23 protein-coding genes are annotated in these 24,899 nt (G+C 54.2%); 19 read left to right on the forward strand and 4 right to left on the reverse strand.

The genetic code is table 11. From position 1 onward, the window contains the following. The first annotated feature begins 57 nt into the window (after positions 1–57). The 7 genes from cutD to IMQ33_RS16340 all read left to right on the forward strand — a co-directional run bounded on the left by cutD (position 58) and on the right by IMQ33_RS16340 (position 5,821). Positions 58–1,008, forward strand: a complete 951-nt coding sequence (gene cutD / locus IMQ33_RS16310; protein WP_196062156.1) for a choline TMA-lyase-activating enzyme — start codon at positions 58–60, stop codon at positions 1,006–1,008. A 10-nt stretch (positions 1,009–1,018) separates the two neighbouring features. Beyond that, positions 1,019–1,453, forward strand: a complete 435-nt coding sequence (locus tag IMQ33_RS16315; protein ID WP_161712737.1) for a BMC domain-containing protein — start codon at positions 1,019–1,021, stop codon at positions 1,451–1,453. A 35-nt stretch (positions 1,454–1,488) separates the two neighbouring features. Beyond that, complete coding sequence (locus IMQ33_RS16320; RefSeq protein WP_065684329.1) at positions 1,489–2,124, forward strand: phosphate propanoyltransferase; 636 nt, start codon at positions 1,489–1,491, stop codon at positions 2,122–2,124. Between the two features lie 10 nt (positions 2,125–2,134). Further along, positions 2,135–2,791, forward strand: a complete 657-nt coding sequence (locus tag IMQ33_RS16325) for a hypothetical protein (protein WP_196062155.1) — start codon at positions 2,135–2,137, stop codon at positions 2,789–2,791. Positions 2,792–3,142: 351 nt separating this feature from the next. Beyond that, on the forward strand, positions 3,143–3,502 hold the full coding sequence (locus tag IMQ33_RS16330) for a multidrug efflux SMR transporter (RefSeq protein ID WP_196062154.1): 360 nt from the start codon (positions 3,143–3,145) through the stop codon (positions 3,500–3,502). A gap of 11 nt (positions 3,503–3,513) precedes the next feature. Next, positions 3,514–3,843 carry a multidrug efflux SMR transporter gene (locus tag IMQ33_RS16335; protein WP_021179117.1) on the forward strand — a complete coding sequence of 110 codons (330 nt, stop codon included), beginning with the start codon at positions 3,514–3,516 and terminating at the stop codon, positions 3,841–3,843. Between the two features lie 181 nt (positions 3,844–4,024). After that, positions 4,025–5,821, forward strand: a complete 1,797-nt coding sequence (locus IMQ33_RS16340; protein ID WP_196062153.1) for a glycoside hydrolase family 28 protein — start codon at positions 4,025–4,027, stop codon at positions 5,819–5,821. Positions 5,822–5,923: 102 nt separating this feature from the next. Here IMQ33_RS16340 and lptG read toward each other — a convergent pair whose 3' ends face one another. Together lptG and lptF are read right to left on the reverse strand one after the other, a co-directional pair. Further along, the gene (lptG, locus tag IMQ33_RS16345) at positions 5,924–6,994 is read right to left on the reverse strand and encodes an LPS export ABC transporter permease LptG (RefSeq protein ID WP_021807815.1); all 1,071 of its coding nucleotides are present in this window, start codon (positions 6,992–6,994) and stop codon (positions 5,924–5,926) included. Further along, the gene (gene lptF / locus IMQ33_RS16350) at positions 6,994–8,088 is read right to left on the reverse strand and encodes an LPS export ABC transporter permease LptF (RefSeq protein WP_065684324.1); all 1,095 of its coding nucleotides are present in this window, start codon (positions 8,086–8,088) and stop codon (positions 6,994–6,996) included. The genes lptG and lptF overlap by 1 nt, the downstream gene beginning before the upstream one ends. A 280-nt stretch (positions 8,089–8,368) precedes the next feature. Between lptF and pepA the strand changes: the two genes are divergently transcribed. The 11 genes from pepA to IMQ33_RS16405 all read left to right on the forward strand — a co-directional run bounded on the left by pepA (position 8,369) and on the right by IMQ33_RS16405 (position 22,381). Beyond that, positions 8,369–9,880: a leucyl aminopeptidase gene (gene pepA, locus IMQ33_RS16355; RefSeq protein WP_024486368.1), complete on the forward strand. Its 1,512-nt coding sequence runs from the start codon at positions 8,369–8,371 to the stop codon at positions 9,878–9,880. 81 nt (positions 9,881–9,961) lie between these two features. Next, positions 9,962–10,411 carry a DNA polymerase III subunit chi gene (locus tag IMQ33_RS16360; RefSeq protein WP_021179113.1) on the forward strand — a complete coding sequence of 150 codons (450 nt, stop codon included), beginning with the start codon at positions 9,962–9,964 and terminating at the stop codon, positions 10,409–10,411. A 14-nt stretch (positions 10,412–10,425) separates the two neighbouring features. Then, entirely contained in the window at positions 10,426–13,302 is a 2,877-nt protein-coding gene (locus IMQ33_RS16365) for a valine--tRNA ligase (protein ID WP_024529413.1), read from the forward strand. A gap of 172 nt (positions 13,303–13,474) precedes the next feature. Continuing rightward, positions 13,475–13,978 carry a GNAT family N-acetyltransferase gene (locus IMQ33_RS16370; RefSeq protein ID WP_161712732.1) on the forward strand — a complete coding sequence of 168 codons (504 nt, stop codon included), beginning with the start codon at positions 13,475–13,477 and terminating at the stop codon, positions 13,976–13,978. A 395-nt stretch (positions 13,979–14,373) separates the two neighbouring features. Continuing rightward, the gene (locus IMQ33_RS16375; RefSeq protein ID WP_065684322.1) at positions 14,374–15,975 is read left to right on the forward strand and encodes a GMC family oxidoreductase; all 1,602 of its coding nucleotides are present in this window, start codon (positions 14,374–14,376) and stop codon (positions 15,973–15,975) included. Between the two features lie 223 nt (positions 15,976–16,198). Next, the gene (locus tag IMQ33_RS16380; protein ID WP_065684321.1) at positions 16,199–17,353 is read left to right on the forward strand and encodes an iron-containing alcohol dehydrogenase; all 1,155 of its coding nucleotides are present in this window, start codon (positions 16,199–16,201) and stop codon (positions 17,351–17,353) included. Between the two features lie 42 nt (positions 17,354–17,395). After that, complete coding sequence (locus IMQ33_RS16385; protein WP_065684320.1) at positions 17,396–18,415, forward strand: 2-dehydro-3-deoxygalactonokinase; 1,020 nt, start codon at positions 17,396–17,398, stop codon at positions 18,413–18,415. A 19-nt stretch (positions 18,416–18,434) separates the two neighbouring features. After that, entirely contained in the window at positions 18,435–19,424 is a 990-nt protein-coding gene (locus IMQ33_RS16390) for a 2-dehydro-3-deoxygalactonokinase (RefSeq protein ID WP_196062152.1), read from the forward strand. A gap of 37 nt (positions 19,425–19,461) precedes the next feature. Then, on the forward strand, positions 19,462–20,769 hold the full coding sequence (locus tag IMQ33_RS16395; RefSeq protein WP_065684318.1) for an MFS transporter: 1,308 nt from the start codon (positions 19,462–19,464) through the stop codon (positions 20,767–20,769). A gap of 45 nt (positions 20,770–20,814) precedes the next feature. Continuing rightward, the gene (locus IMQ33_RS16400; RefSeq protein ID WP_196062151.1) at positions 20,815–21,462 is read left to right on the forward strand and encodes a bifunctional 4-hydroxy-2-oxoglutarate aldolase/2-dehydro-3-deoxy-phosphogluconate aldolase; all 648 of its coding nucleotides are present in this window, start codon (positions 20,815–20,817) and stop codon (positions 21,460–21,462) included. Positions 21,463–21,580: 118 nt separating this feature from the next. Beyond that, the gene (locus IMQ33_RS16405; RefSeq protein WP_065684316.1) at positions 21,581–22,381 is read left to right on the forward strand and encodes an IclR family transcriptional regulator; all 801 of its coding nucleotides are present in this window, start codon (positions 21,581–21,583) and stop codon (positions 22,379–22,381) included. A 49-nt stretch (positions 22,382–22,430) separates the two neighbouring features. Here the strand turns inward: IMQ33_RS16405 and miaE are convergent, their stop codons facing one another. After that, entirely contained in the window at positions 22,431–23,192 is a 762-nt protein-coding gene (miaE, locus tag IMQ33_RS16410; protein ID WP_021807809.1) for a tRNA isopentenyl-2-thiomethyl-A-37 hydroxylase MiaE, read from the reverse strand. Positions 23,193–23,236: 44 nt separating this feature from the next. Next, the gene (gene rraB / locus IMQ33_RS16415) at positions 23,237–23,665 is read right to left on the reverse strand and encodes a ribonuclease E inhibitor RraB (RefSeq protein ID WP_024529417.1); all 429 of its coding nucleotides are present in this window, start codon (positions 23,663–23,665) and stop codon (positions 23,237–23,239) included. Between the two features lie 162 nt (positions 23,666–23,827). On the opposite strand from rraB, the gene argF reads away from it, so the two are divergent. Beyond that, positions 23,828–24,847, forward strand: a complete 1,020-nt coding sequence (gene argF / locus IMQ33_RS16420; RefSeq protein WP_024485837.1) for an ornithine carbamoyltransferase — start codon at positions 23,828–23,830, stop codon at positions 24,845–24,847. Positions 24,848–24,899 lie beyond the last annotated feature (52 nt).

Raw genomic sequence — 24,899 nt, forward strand, 5'->3', positions numbered from 1 at the left:
CTTGGATAAGACAGGGATGTCTTATCCCATCAGCCTTCGAAGAAAGGGGAAAATAGAATGGATAACACGCTGGAGAAAAAGGGTCGGATATTCAATATCCAGAAATACTCGATCTACGACGGAGACGGTATTCGCACCCTGATTTTTTTCAAAGGTTGTAACATCCTCTGCGCCTGGTGCGCCAACCCCGAGGGGCTCACCAGCAATTTCCAGGTGATGTATTCACATGATAAGTGCGTTGACTGTGGGCAATGTGTTGATGTCTGCCCGGTGGGGATCCATTCCCAGCGCCAAAACGCACAAGGCGATCTCAAGCACCACCTCGATCGCAACATAGACTGCATCGGTTGCCGCAAGTGCGAAGAAGTCTGCATCTCCGGCGCGCTGGACATCATGGGCAAGGACGTCACGGTGCAGGAGCTGATGGATATCATCCTGCAGGACGTCGATTTCTATCATGCCTCTGGCGGTGGCGTCACTCTGGGCGGTGGCGAGCTGAGCCTGCAAACCGACTTTGCGGCCGCGCTGCTGACCGAATGCAAAAAACAGATGATCAACACCGCCATCGAAACCAATGGCACCACCTCGCTAGCCAATTATGAAAAGCTGGCGACCTGCACCGATATGTTCCTGTTCGATATTAAACATATCGATAGCGCACGGCATAAAGCGTTGTTTGGCGTCGGCAACGAAGGCGTAAAAAGAAACCTGGAGCGCCTGGTGGAGTTGGGCAGCCATATCGTGGTGCGCATGCCTTTGGTACGCGGCTATAACGATTCTTACGATGCCATCACCGGTGCCATTGACTATGTCATGGCCCTGGCACGCAAAGGCAATATCAGCCGTATCGACGTGTTGCCTTATCACCAACTGGGTAAAAACAAATACCAGCGGCTCGACATGATCTATCCGATCAAGGACGACCCAAGTTACAGCAGTGAAGAACTGGACCAACTGGCGGCTTTTTTCCAGCGCTTTGACTTTGATATCCGCCTGGTAAGGCACTAAGGAGATTGAGATGAACTTAAGCCTGGGAGTGATTGAAACCTATGGCCTGACCGCCGCGATCCACGCGGCCGATGCGGCCTGTAAATCCGCAGCGGTAACGGTCCTTGGGTACAAGAAGATTGGTTCTGGCCTGGTTAGCGTGTTCTTTGCCGGCGAAATCAGCGCGGTGAAAACCGCCATCGACAGCGGTGTGGCAGTGATCAAGCAACCGGCGTTTATCAAAGGCCAGTTGGTGATTGCCCGCCCGGAAAAACAGGTCGTCGCGCTGCTGACCGGGCTGAAAGGCAAGGAACTTACGCCGCCAGCGGCCAAGGTACAGCAAGAACCGCCAGCGCCAGTAGCGGAAGTGGCCGCCCCGCAGGCAGAGGCCGCAGCGCCGGTAGTCGAAACCCCTGTTGCCGACAACAAACCCGCACGTACCAACGGCAAGAAAGAGTCTAAATAACCGTACAGCTTCTGAGATCGGGTAGGAATAACAGTATGTTTAATGAGTCGTTACTGGAAAGGATCCGCCATAACCTGGCAGAGAACTATTCTTCTCCCACCGGCCTAGCCATCCCGGTTGGGGTCTCTAACCGGCATGTCCATCTGTCGCAGCAGGATATTGAAACGCTGTTTGGTACCGGTTATCGGCTGACGCCATGCAAAGAGCTACGCCAGCCGGGGCAGTTCGCCGCGAAAGAGTGCGTGATGATCGTCGGCCCGAAAGGCTCGCTCTCCAAGGTGCGGGTGTTGGGGCCAGCGCGCGAATGTACTCAGTTGGAAATCTCCAAGGCGGACTGCTTTACCCTGGGGCTGAAGGCTCCGGTACGCGAATCCGGCAATCTGAACGCCTCCGGTGACGCCATGCTGGCTGGCCCGGCGGGCTATGTTTCACTGCATTCACAGGTGATTTGTGCCCAGCGCCATATCCATATGAACCCGCAGGATGCCGCCAGGTTGGGCGTGCAGAACGGACAGAAGGTGCGGGTGAAAGCGGCAGGCGTGCGTGGGCTGATCTTTGACGAAGTCATCGTGCGGATCAAAGCCAGTTTTGCTCTGGAACTGCACATTGATACCGATGAAGCCAACGCCGCCGGGCTGGCTTCCGGTGACAACGTGGTTATCGTTCCCTAAGGCGGCAAATATGATGCAGCGTGAAATCATCGATAAGTTGGTCAGTGAAGTGCTCGCACGGATGCGGCCACGGGCGTTGGTGTTGTTAACCGCAGCGGATGGTTACCACGAAATTATCCGCGCGCGCTTGCAGCACTGCCAGGCGTTCTCGCCGGTGATCCTGTTTAGCGATAATGCCCGGCAGTTTCACGCAGAAACAGATTGGAGCCAACTAGGGCCAATAACTTCGTTGGCGGAAATCAGTCAAACCGGCGCGTTGGATAATATTGAGCGGGTATTAATTCCTTTTCTCGATTTCGCGACGGCGGCAGAAGTGGCCAATGGTTTATTACAGTCTGATGCTGCCCGGTTTATTCATCTGGCCCGCATGAGCGGCAGGCCAATTATGGCGCTGGATTATAACTGCAACCCGACCAGCGAATTAAATCAGCTGAAAGGCCTGAGCCGCGCTCCACAGGCAGATTATCTGCCAAAACTGGCGGCCCAGGGCATTGAGCTCTGTACGTTGGATCGGATGCTATCGGCCCAGCCTGCCGCCACGGAGCCGTTGGCAGCGCCGCCACAGGCTTACGTAACGCTAAGCGAACTCAAGCGGCTCAATGGTCGTTCACCACCGGGAGCCAAGCTGACCGATTTGGCATTGGAATATAGCCGAGGAAAAAAATAATACAGAGCTAGGTGAGGGCTTTTACCCCGAAGAGAGTCCCCTCACCCTAACCCTCTCCCATAGGGAGAGGGGACCGATCGAGTGGGTCTGAAAACTCGGTGACGCAAGTTGGATGAGTGGACGATCGAGTTTGCTGAGATTTCCTCTTTATTTTCAAGTGAGCTGGAGCGGCGTGATATTCAGGTACCAAAGTTAATCTGTAACAAGAGTGATTAAAAAAACCAGCACCGTAGCCAAGTTGTTGCACACTCGGCTCCCTCTCCCCGTGGGAGAGGGTTGGGGTGAGGGGTAATTAATATAAGTCTCAAATTTAAAATTTATATAAATCATTACTTATCAGGAGCGAACTCTATGTCTTCCAAGGCAAAAGCATGGGTATGGATGTTATTGGTCATCTTCTCCGAGACCTCGGCCACCTCTATCTTAAAAATGTTTGATAACAGCGAAGGTACCACCAAGACGTTATTACTCGGCTTGATCGTGGTGTTGTATTGCGTTTGTTATTACTCGTTATCCAACGCGGTGAAATACATCCCTGTCGGCCTGGCTTACGCCACCTGGTCAGGCACCGGGATTTTACTGGTCTCAAGCCTGGGCATGGTGTTTTACGGCCAACACCCTGATATGCCAGCCATTATCGGCATGATCGTGATTGCCAGCGGCATCGTGATCATGAACCTCTTCTCCAAAATGGGCTCCTCCGAAGAATAAGGGTATCAACTATGTTTAACATTGGCTTCTTGTGGCTGGCACTGTCGATTGGTTCAGAAATCACCGGGACCTCGATGATCAAAAAAACCAACAACTTTAAAAAGCTGGGGCCTTCGGTGCTGGTGATTAGCGCTTACTGCCTGTGCTATTTCGCCCTGACCAAGGCGATGGGCTTTATCCCGGTGGGCGTCGCTTACTCGCTGTGGTGCGGCTTTGGCATCGTCGGGGTGACCTTCGTTTCGATGCTGCTCTACAAGCAGAAACCGGATCTCCCAGCCATATTCGCCATGGCGCTGATCATCGGTGGCGGCGTCATTATGAACATCTTCTCGCAGATGTAAGATCTCAGCCCCTTACAGCGCAGCGGCAAGGTAGCGCTGTAAGGGGCTGATTGACGCCATAAATAAGTAATGCTGGCTAATGATTCGACACTGCATAATCCAGATATGTAATAGTTGCAGTCACGTATTTTGCAAGACAATATCTAATTTCGGAACACTGTTTCATTATTAGGGATAAATCATGCAAAGAAATATCAAGTCATTATCAGCTATGGCGATTTTTCTGCTGGCCCTGACGGGTTGTGATAACTCGGATGGTAGTATCGCCTCTCCTGTTGAGCCAGTTAAACCCGTTGTTCCCCCTGAAACTGAGAAACCTGTCGCTGATCGCAGTGGTGCCTGGCCAGCCTCAGCCATTAACGATCCAGAATTAGCCGGGAAAGAACCGGTAATGCCTGAAGTCTGCCAAACACTCTCAGCCGAACTGAACCAGAATGCCAAAGGGCTACTGGATGAAGCCATTGATGCTGACGTGAATAATTCCCAACCCGATACCCAGCGTATTCAAGCCGCGATCGACGCCTGCAACACCGGTGCCGTTAAATTGGTCGCAGGCAGCAACGAAGAGAATGCGTTCTTGAGCGGTCCACTTACGCTGAAAAGCGGCGTAACGCTCTGGGTAGATCAAGGGATCACCCTGTTTGCCTCACGTAGCCCGGTGGATTACCAGATTGCCGGTAAGAATAACTGTGGCGAAACCGCCAGTGCCGATAATGGCTGTAACGCATTGATTACCGCCACCGATGCAATAAACAGCGGCGTGATTGGCGAAGGCATTATCGACGGGCGAGGGGGGGCAGTGCTCACCAGCGGAAAATATGCCGATATCCTTACCTGGTGGGATGTGGGCGCATTAACCAAAACCGTTTCCGGCGCCAATCAGAACAACCCGCGGCTAATTCAGGTCACCAACAAGAATTCCGCCAAGCCGACCAGCCAGAACTTCACGCTGTATAAGATCACCTTACAGAATGCGCCCAAATTCCACTTTGTCCCCAGTGGGGTCAATGGAGTGGTCGTCTGGGGCGTGAAGGTGTTAACGCCTTCACTGGCCTATACGATTCCAGGCTATGATTGCCCGAAAGGGACAACCCCTGCGACATCGGGTTCCCCTAACTATACCCGAGCAAGCACCTGCTTTACCCCGGATACGACCAAGAACACCGATGCGATCGATCCTGGCCAATCGCAGAATGTCCTGATTGCCTACAACCACATCAGTACCGGTGATGACGGTATCGCCATCAAAGCCCACAGCAGCAATGCCTGTGTCCCACCGATTGCCGAGAAGTATGCAGGGCAGTTGCCTATTTACACCGTCAGCAACGTCAAAATTCTGCATAACCGCCTCTACTTCACCCATGGTATGTCAATCGGCAGTGAAACCGACTGCGCGGTCAAAGACGTGGAAATTCGGGATATGAGCATTGACGGCCATGATGCTGACTTTGCCGTCGGCGTGCGTATCAAAACCGACATGAGCGTTGGAGGAGAAGTGAGGAACATCAACTATGATGGCATTTGCATCCGCCGCGCTCAGGAAGCACTGACCATAGATACCTACTACAGCAAAAAAACCGGCCAGGCCTACCCCGATATTCAAGATGTCACCATCAAGAATTACCACTATGTGGATACGCCAGACTCCATTTACAACGGAGATAACGTTCGGGTCACCTTACGGGGCTTCAGCTCTGATGGCCAGGATCTGCCATTAAGAAACATTGTGCTCGATAACACCGTGTTTGACAGCTCACCACAGTTGGCTAGCAAAGCCTCGGCAACAATCCCTGCCGCGCCTTCTTATGCCCAGATACTGATGGGACCTGGCCCGGTATCCTTGGCGGATCTGCTGTTGGAAGCCGCGGACAACGGTGCCGCAGAGTTTGAAGTGCTGGATAACCGTAATGGATCCGAGGAGCCTTACGATTGCAGTGAAGCCTTTGCACTGTTCCCTTCTACAGCCTCTGCACTCTAAGCGAAAAACGGGTGGGATCTCTCCCACCCGTCTTTCCTCTGCTGCGGTGACTTAACGCATCGCGGCTTTGATTTGCATACAGGCCCAGTCTATTGGGCCTGACTATTTCCGCTTCAGCAGCAAAACAAGGCTGATCAACAGGAACAGCAAGCTTGGCAACAGGGCCCCCAGAATTGGCGGCATGCTGTACACCATGCTCAGCGGGCCGAAAATTTGATCCAGCACGTAGAACAGGAAGCCGAAGCTGATACCGATCACCACTCGCACACCCATCGGCACGCTACGCAGCGGGCCAAAGATAAACGACAGCGCCATCAGCATCATCACCGCCACCGACAGCGGCGAGAAGATCTTGCTCCACATATTCAGCTGATAACGGCTGGCCTCCTGGCCACTCTGCTTGAGGTACTTCACATAGTTGTGCAAACCGCTGATGGAAAGCGAATCCGGATCCAACGCTACCACGCCCAGCTTGTCCGGCGTCAGGTTGGTTTTCCACACCCCGGTCAGCGTCTGGGTACTGGTCACCTGATTCGGATTGGTCAGATCGGAGGTATCCACCTGCGAAAGCTGCCACGCACCGTCTTCAAAATCTGCGGTACCGGCATAGCGGACGGTCTCTAAACGGCGCTGATCGTTGAAGTGGTAAATGTTGACGCCAGCCAGCTCTTTTTCACCCGCCACCCGTTCGATGTAGATAAAGTCGTTGCCGTCCTTCGCCCACAGGCCGCTCTTGGTAGAGAGCAGCGAGCCACCGTACATCTGCTGCGCACGGTAGTTTCGCGCCATCTGTTCGCCTTGCGGCGCCACCCATTCGCCAATTGCCATCGTCAGCAAGACCAGCGGAATAGCGGTTTTCATCACCGACCCAGCAATCTGCAGCCGGGTGAAGCCAGAAGCTTGCATCACCACCAGTTCGCTACGCGTAGCCAGGGTGCCCAAACCGAGCAATGCCCCTAGCAGCGCCGCCATCGGGAAGAAGATCTCAATATCCTTTGGCACGCTGAGCAGGGTATACACCCCCGCACCCAGCGCCGAGTATTCACCCTGCCCGACTTTACGCAGCTGATCGACAAACTTGATGATGCCGGAAAGCGAAACCAGCATGAACAGCGTCATCATGATGGTGTTGAAAATCGTTTTACCGATATAACGGTCCAGTACACCAAACATCAGGCCGCTCCTCTCAGGCGTGCACGCAGTTTGCGCATCGGCACGGTATCCCACAGGTTAAGTGCCAGAGCAATCGCGAAGTACGCCAGGTTCACCAGCCACATCCACACCAGCGGATCCAGCTTGCCCTTACCGGCATTGGAACGCAGCGAGGTCTGCAACAGGAAGAAGATCAGATACAGCAACATCGCTGGCAACATGCTCAGCACACGGCCTTGGCGCGGATTGACCACGCTGAGCGGCACCACCAGCAGCGCCATCAGCACCACGGAAACCACCAGCGTCAGACGCCAGTGGAATTCGGCGCGCGCATCCGGTTCATTCGATTCCCACAGCGTGCGCATCGACATCTGCTCGGACTGGGTATTATCGATAGTGACCGACTGATGGCCGATAACCGCTTTATAGTCGTTGAAGTCGGTAATGCGGAAATCACGCAGTAATGCGGTGCCTTCAAACCGGGTGCCTTTGTCCAGCGTGACAACCTGCGATCCGTCGCGGCCCTGATTGATCATTCCATGCTCGGCCACCACCACCGAAGGGCGTTGGTTACCGTTCGGGCGTAGCTGCGCCAGGAACACGTCGTTGAAGGTGTTGCCCTTTACGCTGCCGACAAACAGTACGGCGTTACCATCCTGTGAGGGCTGGAACTGCCCTTCAGCCAGCCCGGCAATGCTGGGGTTGGCTTTGGCTTCGGCAATCACTTCGTCCTGATGGCTGGCCGCCCATGGCCCGACCCAGAAGACGTTTACCGCAGCCACCGCCGAGGTAAAGATCGCCAACACCATAGCGGCAATGATCAGGGTCCGTTTCCCCAGACCGCAGGCGTGCATAACGGTGATTTCGCTTTCGGTATACAACCGACCAAGCGTCATCAAGAGGCCAAGAAACAGGCTTAAGGGCAAGATTAGCTGTGCCATCTTCGGCACACCCAATGCAAGCAGGGATAAGACTAAATTTGTCGGGATATTGCCGTCGACCGCATCACCTAACACCCTGACCAGGTTCTGACAAAAGAAGATCAGAAGCAGGATAAACAGGATGGCAATTTGGCTCTTCAGCGTTTCCCGTACCAGATATCTAATGATGATCACGCTTATTACGCCTGTGAAAACTTGTCTTTTTGCAGGAAAATCGATAGTTTCATCGCTAATCCGCCATTTTTTCTCATCATGTGGCAACCTTCACAGCTAAAATAGTATTAGAACATCAAGCTGTTTGGCCATCCTATAGGAACAGACCTATAGTAGCCAAAACAGAACGTTTACGCCGTTCAGGTTAACCTAGTTAGTTAACTCAATGACGGAAGATCTTGGCGGAGCAGGTCATTCTAGCCGTAGCTTTCGTCGTTGTCTTTAAGATTCAGGAGAGTGCATGGAGTTCAGTGTAAAAAGCGGTAGCCCGGAAAAACAGCGCAGCGCCTGTATTGTAGTAGGTGTTTTCGAACCACGCCGCCTGTCACCTATCGCAGAACAACTCGACAAAATCAGTGATGGTTATATCAGCGCACTACTGCGCCGGGGCGAACTGGAAGGCAAAGTCGGGCAGACATTACTGCTGCACCATGTGCCGAACATTCTCTCCGAACGCATTTTGCTGATTGGCTGTGGCAAAGAGCGCGAGCTCGATGAACGCCAGTACAAGCAGGTGATCCAGAAAACCATCAATACCCTTAACGACACCGGTTCCATGGAGGCAGTCTGCTTCCTGACCGAGCTGCACGTAAAAGGCCGCAATACTTACTGGAAAGTGCGCCAGGCGGTAGAAACGGCCAAAGAAACGCTCTACACCTTCGATCAGTTGAAGAGTAACAAGGTGGAGCCACGTCGCCCGCTGCGTAAAATGGTGTTCAACGTGCCAACCCGCCGTGAACTGACCAGCGGTGAACGCGCCATCCAACACGGCCTGGCCGTGGCTTCCGGCATCAAGGCCGCCAAAGATCTCGGCAATATGCCACCAAACATCTGTAACGCCGGTTATCTGGCCTCACAGGCTCGTCAGTTGGCCGACGCCTTCAGCACCCACATCACCACCCGTGTCATCGGTGAACAACAGATGAAAGAGCTGGGGATGAACGCCTATCTGGCGGTCGGTGCCGGTTCGCAAAATGAATCGCTGATGTCGGTGATGGAATATAAGGGAAATCCTAACCCGGACGCTAAGCCGATCGTGCTGGTAGGCAAAGGGCTGACCTTCGACTCCGGCGGCATCTCGATCAAACCTGCCGATGGCATGGACGAGATGAAATACGACATGTGCGGTGCGGCAACCGTGTACGGCGTCATGCGTGTGGTAGCAGAACTGAACCTGCCGCTGAACGTGATCGGCGTGCTGGCTGGCTGTGAAAACATGCCGGGCGGACGTGCCTATCGCCCAGGTGACGTGCTGACCACCATGTCGGGCCAGACGGTAGAAGTGCTGAACACCGACGCCGAAGGCCGCCTGGTACTGTGCGATACCCTGACCTACGTGGAACGTTTCGAGCCAGAGCTGGTGATTGATATCGCTACCCTGACCGGTGCCTGCGTGATCGCATTAGGCCACCACATCACCGGCCTGATGTCGAACCACAACCCGCTGGCTCACGAGCTGATTGGCGCTTCCGAGCAATCGGGTGACCGTGCGTGGCGCTTGCCGATGAGCGATGAGTATTACGAGCAGCTGGATTCCAACTTTGCGGATATGGCCAACATCGGCGGTCGCCCTGGTGGTGCTATCACCGCCGCGTGCTTCCTTTCACGCTTTACCCGCAAGTACAGCTGGGCGCACCTGGATATCGCCGGTACCGCCTGGCGCTCCGGCAAGGCCAAAGGGGCCACTGGCCGCCCGGTAGCCCTGCTGGCGCAGTTCCTGCTCAATCGTGCCGGCTTGAACGGCGACGATTAAATCCGCGCGGTAATTCAGGTATAATCACCGAGGGCACAGCACGCTGTGCCCTTACATTTTTTGGCCACGGTGAATTGAATCATGAAACAGGCAACGTTCTACCTTCTTGAACACGCAGAACCCGCTGGTGCGCTCAGTGCACACGAGGCTGTGGCCTGTGCCGTTGCCGCCGAAAGATGGCGCGCTGGCAAGCGGGTGCTGATCGCCTGTGAAAGCCAGGAGCAGGCCCAGCGGCTGGATGAAGCCCTGTGGCAACGTGAACCACACCAATTTGTGCCGCACAATCTCGCAGGCGAAGGGCCAAACTTTGGCGCGCCGGTCGAGCTGTGCTGGCCAGGCAAACGCGGCAATGCCCCGCGCGATCTGCTGATCGCCCTGCTGCCGCAGTTTGCAGATTTTGCTACTGCTTTCCATGAAGTGGTAGACTTCGTCCCTTACGAAGACACCTTGAAACAGTTGGCGCGCGAACGTTACAAAGCCTATCGCAGCGTCGGCTTCCATTTGACCACGGCCACGCCGCCAACTAACTGAACCTTGAAATAAAAATGGAAAAGACCAACACCGATCTCGATACCGCCTATGACCCAACCCAGATCGAACAGAAGCTGTACGATCACTGGGAAAGCCAGGGCTATTTCAAACCGAATGGCGATACCAGCCAGGAAAGTTTCTGCATCATGATCCCGCCGCCGAACGTCACCGGCAGCCTGCATATGGGCCACGCGTTCCAGCAGACCATCATGGACACCATGACCCGCTACCAGCGCATGCAGGGTAAAAATACCCTGTGGCAAGCCGGTACCGACCATGCCGGTATCGCGACCCAGATGGTGGTTGAGCGCAAGATCGCCGCAGAAGAAAATAAAACCCGCCATGATTATGGCCGCGATGCGTTCATCGATAAAATCTGGCAGTGGAAGGACGAGTCCGGCGGCACCATCACCCGCCAGATGCGCCGTCTGGGCAACTCCGTGGATTGGGAGCGCGAGCGCTTCACCATGGATGAAGGCCTGTCCAACGCGGTGAAAGAAGTGTTTGTCCGCCTGTACAAAGAAGATCTGATCTACCGTGGCAAACGCCTGGTGAACTGGGATCCAAAACTGCGCACCGCCATCTCCGATCTGGAAGTGGAAAACCGCGAGTCCAAAGGTTCCATGTGGCACCTGCGCTATCCGCTGGCCGATGGAGCAAAAACGGCGGAAGGCAAAGACTACCTGGTGGTTGCCACCACCCGTCCGGAAACCGTGCTGGGTGATACCGGCGTAGCGGTAAACCCGGAAGATCCACGCTACAAGGATCTGATTGGCAAAGAGATCATTCTGCCGTTGGTGGGCCGCCGCATCCGCATCGTGGGTGACGAGCACGCCGATATGGAGAAAGGCACCGGCTGCGTGAAAATCACCCCGGCACACGACTTCAACGACTATGAGGTGGGTAAGCGTCACGGCCTGCCGATGATCAACATCCTGAGCTTCGACGGTGACATCCTCGAAGTAGCCGAGGTGTTCGACACCCTGGGCGAAGCCAGCACCGCCTACAGCGGCGAGCTGCCAGCGCAGTTCCGTGGCCTGGAGCGCTTTGCTGCGCGTAAAGCCGTGGTTGCCGCCTTTGACGAACTCGGCCTGCTGGAAGAGATCAAACCTCACGATCTGACCGTGCCTTACGGTGACCGTGGCGGCGTGGTTATCGAGCCAATGCTGACCGACCAATGGTACGTGCGTACCGCACCGCTGGCCAAAGTCGCGGTTGAAGCGGTTGAGCAAGGTGAGATCCAGTTCGTGCCTAAGCAGTACGAAAACATGTACTTCAGCTGGATGCGCGATATCCAGGACTGGTGTATCTCCCGTCAGCTGTGGTGGGGCCACCGCATCCCGGCCTGGTACGACGCCGAAGGCAAAGTGTACGTTGGCCGCACCGAAGAAGAAGTTCGTCGCGAAAACAACCTGGGTGCCGACGTGGCGCTGAACCAGGACGAAGACGTGCTGGATACCTGGTTCTCTTCCGGCCTGTGGACCTTCTCGACCCTGGGTTGGCCAGAGCAGACCCCGGATCTGAAGACCTTCCACCCGACCAGCGTGCTGGTCAGCGGCTTCGACATCATCTTCTTCTGGATTGCCCGCATGATCATGCTGACCATGCACTTCGTTAAAGATGAAAACGGCAAACCACAGGTTCCGTTCAAAACCGTGTACATGACCGGCCTGATCCGCGACGACGAAGGGCAGAAGATGTCCAAGTCGAAGGGTAACGTCATCGATCCGCTGGATATGGTTGACGGTATCTCGCTGGAAGATCTGCTGGAGAAACGTACCGGCAACATGATGCAGCCGCAGCTGGCAGAGAAAATCCGCAAGCGCACTGAGAAGCAGTTCCCGAACGGCATCGAACCGCACGGCACCGACGCCTTGCGCTTTACCCTGGCAGCACTGGCCTCTACTGGCCGTGACATCAACTGGGATATGAAGCGCCTGGAAGGCTACCGCAACTTCTGTAACAAGCTGTGGAACGCCAGCCGCTTTGTGCTGATGAACACCGAAGCGCACGACTGCGGCTTCAACGGTGGCGAAATGCAGCTGTCGCTGGCCGATCGCTGGATCCTGGCCGAATTCAACCGCACGGTGAAAGCCTACCGTGAGGCGCTGGACACCTATCGCTTCGATATCGCGGCGGGCATCCTGTACGAATTCACCTGGAACCAATTCTGCGACTGGTATCTGGAATTGACCAAACCGGTCGTGATCAACGGCAGCGAAGCGGAACAGCGTGGCACACGTAATACGCTGATCACCGTGCTGGAAGCATTGCTGCGCCTGGCGCACCCAATCATTCCATTTATCACCGAAACCATCTGGCAGCGCGTCAAGCCTCTGACCGGTGAAACAGCAGACACCATCATGCTGCAGCCGTTCCCGGCCTTTGACGCCGCGCTGGAAGACCAGCAGGCATTGAACGATCTGGAATGGATCAAGCAGGCGATCATCGCGGTACGTAACATCCGCGCCGAGATGAACATCGCGCCAAGCAAACAGCTGGAAGTGCTGCTGCGTAACGCCAATGGTGATGCCCAACGTCGCGTGCAGGAAAACCAGAGCTTTATCGAACGCCTGGCGCGCCTGAGCTCCATCACCCTGCTGCCTGCGGGCGAGAAAGGCCCGGTTTCAGTCACCAAGCTGGTCGACGGTGCCGAACTGCTGATCCCGATGGCGGGCTTTATCGACAAGGATGCGGAAATCGCGCGTCTGTCGAAAGAGATGGGCAAACTGGATGGTGAGATTGCTTCTATCGAAGGCAAACTGTCCAACGAAGGCTTTGTGGCTCGCGCACCGGAAGCGGTAGTGGCCAAAGAGCGTGAACGCCTGGCAGCCTGCAAAGAAGGCAAGCTGAAGCTACAGGAGCAGCAGGCGACTATCGCTGCACTGTAATTCTGCAAACTACCGATTAAAAACAGCGGGTGATTTTTCCCCGCTGTTTTTTTATCGGCATTGCCAAGAGCCTGGCTTAAGTGGTATTACAAAGTAATATTGATGCGGTGCATTCCGTAATAACAACGAAATTCCGGGTCCCCTCAGGTTCCCTTTGATGGTGAGTATAAACATGACAACAGCCACCCCAGTGCGTCTTCTGGTACGCCCAATCACGGCCGACGATAATGCCGCTATTGCTCACGTTATTCGCGAAGTCTCCGCCGAACATGGCCTGACGGCGGATAAAGGTTATACCGTTTCCGATCCCAATCTGGATGCCTTGTTCCAACTCTATAGTCAACCGCGCAGCGCCTACTGGGTCGTGGAGATAGACGGTCAGATTGCCGGTGGTGGTGGTGTTGCGCCGCTGCAAGGCGGTGAGATCGACGTATGCGAATTACAGAAAATGTATTTCCTGCCGGTGCTGCGTGGCAAAGGTTTGGCAAAACGCCTGGCGCTACAGGCGATGGAGTTTGCACGCCAGCAAGGGTTCAACCGCTGCTATCTGGAAACGACCGCCACGTTGCAGCAGGCGATTAGCCTGTATGAGCATCTTGGTTTTGAGCATATCGATTGTGCCATGGGCAATACCGGCCACGGCGACTGCGAAGTCACCATGCTAAAGTCACTTTAACCGCCGCAATGCCCCCTCGCCCTAACCCTCTCCCACAGGGAGAGGGGACCGAATGTGCCATAGATTAGCTCCTACGCCTGACCTTAATTTCGCAACAACTCCCTAGCCATAATTTTAATCTGATGACTAATCGCATCACTGAACTGGCTCCCTATCCTTGGGGAGAGGGTTGGGGTGAGGGAGAGAACACATCACCCTCAAAAAATCATTAACATCAACATTATTCAAAAAAACGCACGGTATTTTTATATTTCAGCCAGTTAAACTGATGCTGAATTCTTTAATGTAAATTTATTGTGATATTCGTTAATAAATTAACGATCGCAAATTGACCTACTATTCCTCTGAGTTACTCTGCCATGACAGTCTCTAACCACCACGCACAGGGAACGGTCATGTCAGAAAATAACTTCGATTATATTATTGTTGGCGCAGGCTCGGCGGGTTGCGTGTTGGCGGCACAGCTCATCCGCCGTACCCAGGCCCGCATCCTGCTGCTGGAAGCCGGCGGCGACGACAATAATCTGTTTATCAAAATGCCCGCCGGGGTTGCCAAGATCATCGCCAAGAAAAGCTGGCCGTATGAAACCGAACCAGAGCCGCACGCCAATAACCGCCGCATGCAAATCGCCCAGGGCAAGGTGCTGGGCGGCAGTAGCTCGGTAAACGGTATGATCTATCTGCGCGGCCAACCGCAGGATTACGACGACTGGGCGCAACAGTATGGCTGTACCGGCTGGAGCTATCAGGACGTGCTGCCCTACTTCAGACGCGCCGAAGCCAATGAAAGCCTGGCGGATGAGTATCACGGCAACGAAGGGTTGCTGCCGGTCAGCGAGAACCGCTACCGCCATCCGCTCAGCATGGCGTTTATCCGCGCAGGCCAAGAGTTGGATCTGCCCTATCGCAACGACTTTAACGGCGCAAGCCAGCACGGCGTGGGTTTCTACCAAACCACCACCCATAATGGCGAACGCGCCAGCACCTCCCGTACCTATCTGCAAGCCGTACGCGATAACTCGCGCCTAGTGGTGAAACTCAACGCGCTGGTGCATCGCGTCACCTTCGAAAACAACGTGGCAACTGGAGTAGTCTACAGCCTGAACGGTGGCAATGAGATCGTCGCCCACGCCAGCCAGGAAGTGATCCTCAGCGCCGGGGCAGTTGGCTCACCGAAGCTCCTGATGCTGTCCGGCATCGGCCCACGCGAACATCTGGAGCAATTGGGTATTACACCGCTGGCCGATCTGCCGGTGGGCAAAAACTTCCACGACCATCTGCATATATCGATTAACGTCAGCACCCGTGAACCTGTCAGCCTGTTCGGTGCCGATCGGGGCTTGCAGGCGCTGCGTCACGGTGCCGAGTGGCTGGCTTTTCGCAGCGGCGTCTTGACCTCTAACGTACTGGAGGGGGCCGCCTTCGCCGATTCCCAAGGCAATGGCAGGCCAGACGTGCAGGTACATTTCCTGCCGATACTCGACAGTTGGGACGACGTGCCCGGCGAACCGCTACCGGCGATCCACGGCATGTCGCTCAAGGTCGGTTATCTACAACCCAAAGCGCGTGGCCAGGTGCAGTTACGCAGCCGTAACCCCGCCGATCCCGTCAAGCTCCAGGCCAACTATCTTGGTCATCCAGACGATCTGGCGGGCAGCATTCGCGCGGTGAAATTTGGCCTGCGCTTCCTGGAAACCGCCTCTCTCAAGCCGCTGATTAAAGATCTGCTGATGCCACAACCAGCGTGGGTAAACGATGAGGCGCAGATGGAGGAGTTTGTGCGCAACTTCTGCAAGACGGTCTATCACCCGGTGGGCAGTTGCCGTATGGGGCAAAATACGGAGGACTCGGTGACCGACTTGCAGTTGCGGGTGCATGGCTTTGAGCGGCTGCGAGTGGTCGACTGTTCGGTGATGCCGCAGGTCACCAGCGGCAACACCAATGCCCCCACCATTATGCTGGCCGAGAAGGCGGTGGATTTGATACTGGGTGAATAGCCCAAATAGACAGCAAGCCGATGTTGGCTTGCTGTCAGTTAACCATAGCTGCAAATCACGTTAAAAAATCCCCCCTGTTTACTTCCCCCTAATTCACCAACAACTAGAAAAAATGTGATTGCGCTCATTAATCCAGCAAAAAGGGTTGAATGCAGGATGAAACACGGCCAGTATAATCACAAATGCGAACACGATCCGAATATGCGGACGAAAAGGATAACTAATGAACAGTTTTATCTTCAACAACCCTGTCAAACTTCACGTTGGCCCTGGCAAATTTGCTCTGCTTGGTAGCATCGCTCACCAGTACGGGAAGAAAGCACTGTTGGTCGTCTCTGATAACACCAAGTCCACGGGCCTACTCGCTCGGGCACAGGAAACCCTGGCTGCCGCCGGGGTGGCATTTGCCGTCTATGACAAATTTATGCAAAACCCGCTCTCCACACTGGTGGAAGCCGGTGCTGAAATGGCACGCCAGGAGCAATGCGATCTGGTGATTGGTATTGGTGGTGGCAGCGCAATGGATATGGCCAAAGGCATCGCGTTTTGTGCCTGCAATCCAGGCAGCATCTGGGATTATGTATTTGGCAAAGCCCAGGCACAGAACGCGCTGCCAAATATCTTGGTGCCGACCACGGCAGGCACAGGCAGCGAGGCTAACCGTACCGCCGTGTTCACCAACCCGGAAACGCATGATAAAAAAGGTTTGGTTAACCCGTTAATCTACCCGGTAGCCTCGATTGTTGACCCCGAACTGATGCTCACTCTGCCAAAACGCGTGATCGCCGGGCCAGGTGCCGACGTCTTGTTCCATGCCCTGGAGTCATATATCTCCCGCAATGCGCACCCAGTCAGTGAAATGCTCTCTCTGCGTGCGATTACCCTGCTGACACAGAACCTGCCACGCGTGTATGCCGATGTGACCGATTTGGCAGCATGGGAGCAGGTTTGCGTGGCGAGTACGCTTGCCGGAATGGCGATCGACTGTGCCGGTACGGCGCTGCCACATGCTCTGCAACATCCAATGGGCGGGCTGCTTGACGTCGTTCATGCAGAAGGGATCGCCGCGGTTTATCCTGCTTTTATGGAATACACTTGGTCGGCCGCCCCCGAAAAATTTGCCGCCATTGCCTATGCCATGGGGGTGGACACTCGCGATATGTCCCTTGCACAAGCCGCTTACAGCAGCGTACAGGCCGTCACGTCATTGCTGTCATCAATCAATATGCTCCCTTCCTTGACTGAACTGGGGGTGAAAGAAGAACACTTCGACTGGATTATCAATAACGTGCAAACCACCATGAAAGTGGTGCTGGAGAATAATCCACGAGTGCCAGATGCCGACACCCTGCGCGATATTTTACAACGTAGCCTTTAATGAAAAACACCAGCCTCAGCAGCGCTATTTAAAGGAGTGAGCATGTTTATTGTCATTGATTCAGGTTCGTCCACGACACGTATTTATCTGCTGGCATTCACCGACAATAAGATTATTGACAAGATCACGATCGGCGAAGGGGTAAACTCCACCGTCACTCATGGAAGTAATAATCTATTACGTCAGGAGATGGTGCGAGGCGTAACGGAATTATTGGCAAGAAACGGTAAGGCTCAGCAGGACATCACCTTTATTATTGCCTCAGGCATGATCACGTCAAACCTGGGTTTGCATGAGGTTCCCCATCTGGTTGCACCGGTCGGGATTGACGAATTGGCACAGCATACTGTGCCATTTGCTGCCAATGAGCTCCTAGCGTTGGATATTCCCGTCATGCTGATCCCTGGCGTTCGTAACCAGACGGCCCCCTCATGGGAAAATCTCAGCGGTATTGATCTGATGCGAGGTGAAGAGACTCAGGCTGTCGGGTTGCTGTTGGGCTATCAGCCCAAGCTCCCCTGTATCCTGATCGAGCTGGGTTCCACCACCAAACTGATTTCGATTAATCAACAGGGGAAAATTGCCGGCAGTATTACCTCCTTAAGCGGCCAGGTGTATGCAGCAATCCTAAAGCAGACCTTTGTCGCAGCCAGTGTTGCCACTACGCCAGAAGAAGAGACGCAGGCAAAAATAGAGCCGCAAATTATTGATGCCGCCTGCCAGGCCGTGCAAGAGAGTGGTTTATTACGCACAATATTAATGAGCCGATTCTTACAATTCGCGCTTCCGACCACAGCGCCGCAACGCAAACTGTTCCTTGAAAGCGCCATGGCAGGTGACGATATCAAGGTTTTTACCCGTGCCCAACACCAGGGGTTTAATTTCCATGGCGAGATATTTTTAATTGGCCATGCGAAACGTTGTGAGATTTACCAGCACGTTATTCGACAGCAGTTAAAAATAGATAGCCCACAGCGAATAATTTCCGACGAACAGCAAATAGATTTATTAGCGATAACTGGCGCCAGCGCTATTGCTAATACACTCCGCACCCTACGCTGATAATAATAACGAGAATGACATGTATATAATCACTATCGATACCGGCACCACCAACACCAGGGTATGTGCCTGGCAGGACGAACGGCTGTTGGCTGAAGCGGCACGCCCCATCGGCGTACGCGATACCGCCATCTCTGGCAGTACTGCAACGCTAATGGATGGTGTACGCGAAGCCGTTCAGGAAGCCAAAAATCTGGCCGCGATACCAGCGGCTGAACGCGTGGTTTACCTGTCATCGGGTATGATCACCTCCAACGTGGGATTATGCGAAATTCCGCATTTGTTGGCGCCTGCCGGGCTTGGCGAACTGGCTCAAGGCATGGTCTGCGCCAATCTGCCAGAAATCGCCGAGGAACCCATCTGGTTTGTACCAGGAGTTCGCAATCATGATTCTGCCGTCACGCTGGGTAATGCCGAGCAGATGGACATGATGCGTGGCGAAGAGACGGAAGCTATCGGTGTACTCGCCAGCCTGGACATCCACGGCCCGGCGCTGATCGTGCTGCCGGGTTCGCACTCTAAATTCGTCAAGATAGATGCGCAGGACCGCATTGAAGGTTGTGTCACAACACTCGGGGGTGAACTGCTGGACGTGATTACCCGGCATACGATCCTCGCCAACTCCCTGGAGCGGCAATTCGCCCAGGAGATTGAAGCCCCAGCCCTGCTGCAAGGGGCGAACCAATGTCGGCAAACGGGCTTGTCCCGCACTTGTTTCTCTGTACGCGTTCTGGATATGTTCAGCCAACTTACGCTCAACCAGAAAGCCAATGTCCTGTTAGGGGCCGTGCTACAAGATGACCTACAGGCGGTCAAAAATAGCGAGGCCTTTACGGTTACCCCGGATACTCACGTCATAGTATGCGGCAAAGACACGCTTAAATTCGCTTTCGCTACCCTCATTAAAAATGACCCGTGGTTTAACGGGGAAGTAACCCTGGCATCGGTAGATCGTTCACTTTCTAGTTCTGGATTATTTGCCCTGGCTCACCACCGACAGATTATTTAATTCCTTTGTATCCTACACAAAATTAAAAGGTCTGATTATGAACACCATCGTTAATGAAAAAGTTATAACAAAAAAACGAGGAAATAAGCGCTGGTTTGTTGTATTCCTCTTATTGATTGGCGGTATTGTCAACTACCTCGATCGTGCCAGCCTCTCCATTGCTGCGCCCGACATGATGAAAGAACTTGAATTATCGAATACGGATATCGGATTGCTGGGCTCGGTCTTTGCGCTGATCTACGCGCTTTGCCAACTCCCTGCCGGTTGGCTGGTTGACCGCTTCGGCCCGAAAAAAGTGTACGGTTGGGCCGTCGGCTTATGGAGCGGTGCCACCATGCTTACCGGTGCTTGTAGCAGTATGGTGACGCTGATTTTTGCCCGTGGACTGTTGGGGATCACAGAAGCCCCATGCTGGCCGGGAGCGGCGAAAATCACCGCCTCATGGTTCCCCAAAAGTGAACGTGCGTTGGCAACCGGGTTCTGGGATGCCGCGTCCAAATGGGGGCCAGCCATCGCTCCGCCGATCCTGGTCGCTATCATTGTGCCATTCGGCTGGCGTGCACTGTTTTATATTGCTGGGGCAATAGGTTTTCTTTTCGTAGTGTTTTTCATCTTCGCCTATCACCAGCCAGAGCAGCACCCAAACATTACCAAAGAAGAGCTGGACTATATTAAAGAAGGCGGCGGCGGCACAGCACAAAAACTGACGGGAGACGCTGAAAAAATCAGCTGGGGCGGTCTGTTTAAATATCGCTGTATCTGGGGAATGATTTTAGGTTGGTTCTGTTATGTGTGGATGATGAATATTTTCACCACATTCTTACCGCTCTATTTAATGAAAACCCAAAATATCCAGTTCAAGGAATTAGGCATCTACGCCAGTATTCCCTATTTCGGTGGGATTGTCGGCGCCATTGCCGGTGGTTACATCTCCAAGTGGCTGGTGGATAAACAGATTTTCACCGAATCCTTAAAAGCCAAACGCGTCACCATCAGCGTCTCGGCACTGCTGGCCGGCGTCGCTGTTATTGCGGTGCCAATGGTGGATAGCCTGGCTGCCACTCTGACCTTGCTGGTGATTGCCATGGCGCTGCTCTCTTCACTTTCTGCAACTGGTTGGGCATTGCCTGGCGATGTCGCCCCGGCGTCCATGGTGGCCTCGGTTGGCAGCATCCAGAACTTCGGTGGCTATTTTGCCGGATCGTTATCACCGCTGGTGACCGGGCTGATTGCCGATGTCACTGGCTCTTACACCCTGGCATTTGTCAGCGGTGGGATTATCGCAGCCTGTGCTGCACTGTGTTATTGGTTCATCGTCAAAGAACCGGTGACCGTAACGGATTGATGTCATCGGGGAGCCCGCTCCCTGATATTTCCCAAGAGGTTATCCATGATTAAACAACGCGTGATTCGCGCCATAGAAGAAACCGGCATGATTGCCATCGTTCGCGGCGTCGCGCCCGAGGGCATTATCCCCCTCGCCAATGCACTGTATGACGGCGGCATTCGAGTCGTTGAGGTCACTTGTAACTCGACCCGGCACCTGGAAAGCATCAGTGCGCTTAAGCAGGAGATGGGAAACAGAATGTGTGTAGGCGCGGGGACGGTATTAAACCCGGTAATGGCACAGCTGGTGCTGGACGCCGGTGCCGATTTTGTCCTCTCCCCCGATTTCAACCCCGATGTGGTGATGATGGTGCACGAAAAGCAACGCCTGATGATCCCTGCGGTGATGACCCCCTCAGAGATTTTGCAGGCCTGCCGCCTGGGGGTAGATTTGTTAAAACTGTTCCCAGCCAACAGCCTCGGCGTTGATTATATGAAAGAGGTGTTAGGGCCGTTGGATAACCTATCGATGATCCCGGTTGGCGGGATTACGCTTGAAAATACCCGCGAATTTGCCAAGGCTGGTGCGTTTGCGATGGGGGTGGGGAGCGCACTGACTAATAAACAATGGATCGAAGCAGGCAACTGGGCGGCAATCACCCAACAAGCACAAGCCTTTATCCAGGCGTTTCATGAGGGAAAACGGTCCTGAAATCAGGACAGACAAGCTACGGTGAATAGCCGTAGCTTGGTTATTATTTAGCAGATCTGTATTCACCCTCGCTACCTCGTTATACTGCCAGCTATAACAATAACGGTGAGGTAAGCCCGTGTCTGAAAAGATAAATCGTTCGGTTGCCCGGGCGTTGGATATGCTGGAGTTGGTCGCAGCAAGCAAAAACGAACTGACCATTACCGAAATCAGCAAGCAACTGGGCATCCCCAAGAGCACTACCTTTGATATTCTCTACACCCTGCTCGATAAAGGTTATCTGGAGCAAGCCAACGAAAAGCAGAAATCGTTTAAGCTGGGCGTAAAACTGTTCCAGACAGGAGCCTGTTACCTGGAGCAAACGCCTTTCCACAACGTCGCACATGCGATGCTTGAAAAGCTCGCCGAAATCGCGGGGGAAACCGTGTTTCTGGCGTTGCTCAATAACGATGAGTTGGTTTATTTCGATAAAGTGGAAAGCCCCAACTCCGTCAGAACCTCCGCCAGAATTGGTTCGAACAACCCGCTGTACTGCACCGGGCTGGGTAAAGCGATCCTGGCAACCTTGCCTGACGATGAGGTAAAAACCATTCTGGCCCGCACCGGTGGGTTGCAAGCCATCACGCCATATACCGTGACTGATGAAGCGAAATTTTTCGCAATTTTAAATCAGGCACGCCAGCAGGGTTACGCCGTTGACGATCGCGAACATAATGCTGAGGTGTTCTGCCTTGCCGCTCCAGTCTATAACTTTCGGGGCAAGGTCTACGCCGCTATCAGCGTCGCCAGCCTGTTTAACAAAATTAACCAGCAACCCGAGAAAATCGCCACATTGGGGCAAATGATCTCTGACACTGCCCTGGAGCTCTCACAACGCATTGGCTACCGTGGCCAGCAGTTGTACTCCGATTTTCGGTAGTAATCTGACCGGCCTCGCCTCTAGGTGGGAAGGGCCGGATTGTGAGATTTTACGCCACCGGCACGCCGCTGTGGAAGCGGAACTCGGTGTCCGGTGAGCGGATCAGCTCCGCCTCCAACTGGCCAAAAAACGCCACGCGTTCGCTGATATCGCCGCCGGCGATCTGCTCTGCCAGCGTCAGGTAATCCTGATAATGGCGGGCTTCGGAACGCAGTAGCGAAACATAAAACCGGTTCAGCTCATCGTCCAGGAACGGGGCCAGCTTGGCGAAGCGTTCGCAGGAGCGGGCCTCGATATACGCGCCGCAGATCAGTTTATCGATCAGAGTGGCCGGGTCGTGAGTGCGCACCTCGCGGATCATGCTTTTGGCATAGCGACTGGCGGTGATCTTTCTATAAGGGATCTGCCGGGCCTGCATGATCTCCAGCACCTGCGAGAAATGATGCAACTCCTCTTTGATCAGCAACACCATCTTGTCGACCAAATCCTGGCCATAGGCCGAGCCATTCTTCGGCAGGATCTTCCTGGTAAACGCGCTCTGGCGGAACAGCTCTTCCGGCACTTCCTGCGCCTCGTGCACAAACGCCTCATAGGGCCTGAGCAGTGCCAGCAGGGCATCACCACTCTCTTTATCGGCCACGTAGCGGCGGATCAGCCACATGCCGGTCTGCGCCGCTTTCAGCTCGCATACCAGGTGGTCGGTCAGCAACAGGGGCAGGTTTTCCGGGCGGCGGGCCGCTTCGATCCAGCCATCTGGGGTTTCACAGTGCAAGAAGTTTAAAATCGGGGATAACAGAGATTGGTATTTCATCGGGTTCTATCAGGGGCCAGCTTGCGCCAGCCCGCAGGATTTAATTAATGACGTTTGCCGTCGTCGTCTTCATCGATAAAGTCGCCGTCTTCTTCATCGTCGTCGCCTTCTTCACCGTTTGGATCTTCATAGTAGGTGCCCCAACCGTCGTAATTGACACCGCATTTTTCTGCCAGTGCCACCAGTTGTTCTACCTGGCTGTCGATCAGCTCGGCATTCAGCGCAACTTCGCTGATCACGTCACAGCACATCACCATGGAGCCATCTTCCACTTCCAGCTCTTCGGCATCGGTCACTTCGTAGCCCAACTTGAAGGCTTCCACGGCGGCCTGCTCCAGAACTTCAAACTTTTCGGCAGAGAAATGGTGCTCGATAGTGTAGAGCGCATCCGGATCGCTGCCGTCTTCCAGCAGTTCTTCGATGATCAGGCGGGTTTCTTCACGTTGTTCTTCCAGCAATTCGCGGTTTGCCATGCCTCTATCCTCAATAAAATGGGCTTCGTTACTTCTATTTTCACACACCGCTGTCACCGCTGCCACGATAAACGTGAAAGATTTCTGCTTCGGGGTTGAAATTGAATATTCATACATATAAAGTGAATTTAAATTCAATCAAAACGATAGGGATTTACGGAGATGAGCCAGATGAACCCGTTCTACAGTCGTCACTTTTTGAGATTAATGGATTTTACCCCCAGTGAGATCCAGTCCTTGTTGCAGTTAGCCGCCGATTTGAAGCAGGCCAAGAAGCAAGGCCAGGAAACCCGCCATCTGCAAGGCAAAAACATTGCGCTCATCTTCGAAAAAGACTCCACCCGTACCCGATGCTCTTTCGAAGTTGCCGCATTCGATCAGGGCGCTCAGGTGACCTACCTTGGCCCGAGCGGCAGCCAGATCGGCCATAAAGAGTCGATGAAAGACACCGCCCGCGTGCTGGGCCGGATGTACGACGGTATTCAATATCGTGGTTTTGGCCAGTGCCTGGTGGAAACCTTGGCAGAACACGCTGGTGTGCCAGTGTGGAATGGCCTGACCAACGAGTTCCACCCAACTCAGTTGCTGGCAGATCTGCTCACCGTGCGTGAACACCTGCCGGGGAAAGCGTTGAGCGAGGTGAAATTCGCCTACATTGGCGATGCACGTAACAATATGGGCAATACCCTGCTGGAAGCCGCCGCGCTGGTAGGCATGGATCTGCGGTTAGTCGCGCCGAAGGCCTGTTGGCCGCAGGCCGAGCTGGTTGCAGAATGCCAGGCGCTCGCACAGCAGACCGGCGGCAAAATTACCCTGACGGAAGATATTGCCGAAGGCGTACAGGGTGCCGATTTCCTGTATACCGACGTTTGGGTCTCGATGGGGGAAGCCAAAGAAGTCTGGCAGGAGCGGATTGCCCTGCTCAGGCCGTATCAGGTGAATATGGCGATGGTGAAACTGACCGGCAACCCACAGGTGAAATTCCTGCACTGCCTGCCAGCATTCCACGACGATCAAACCACGCTGGGTAAACAGATGGCCGAACAGTACGGCATGCACGGCGGTATGGAAGTGACCAACGAGGTGTTCGAGTCGGAGCACAGCATCGTGTTTGATCAGGCAGAGAACCGCCTGCACACCATTAAGGCGGTGATGGTCGCCACGTTAAGCAAAACCTTGTAAATCATCCTTTCAAAAAACCCTTCTCATAGAAGGGTTTCTTCTGGTTAATCCC

Source organism: Serratia sp. Res13-Sevr-LER1-36-b (genome assembly GCF_015673035.1).
Lineage (GTDB): Bacteria > Pseudomonadota > Gammaproteobacteria > Enterobacterales > Enterobacteriaceae > Chania > Chania fonticola_C.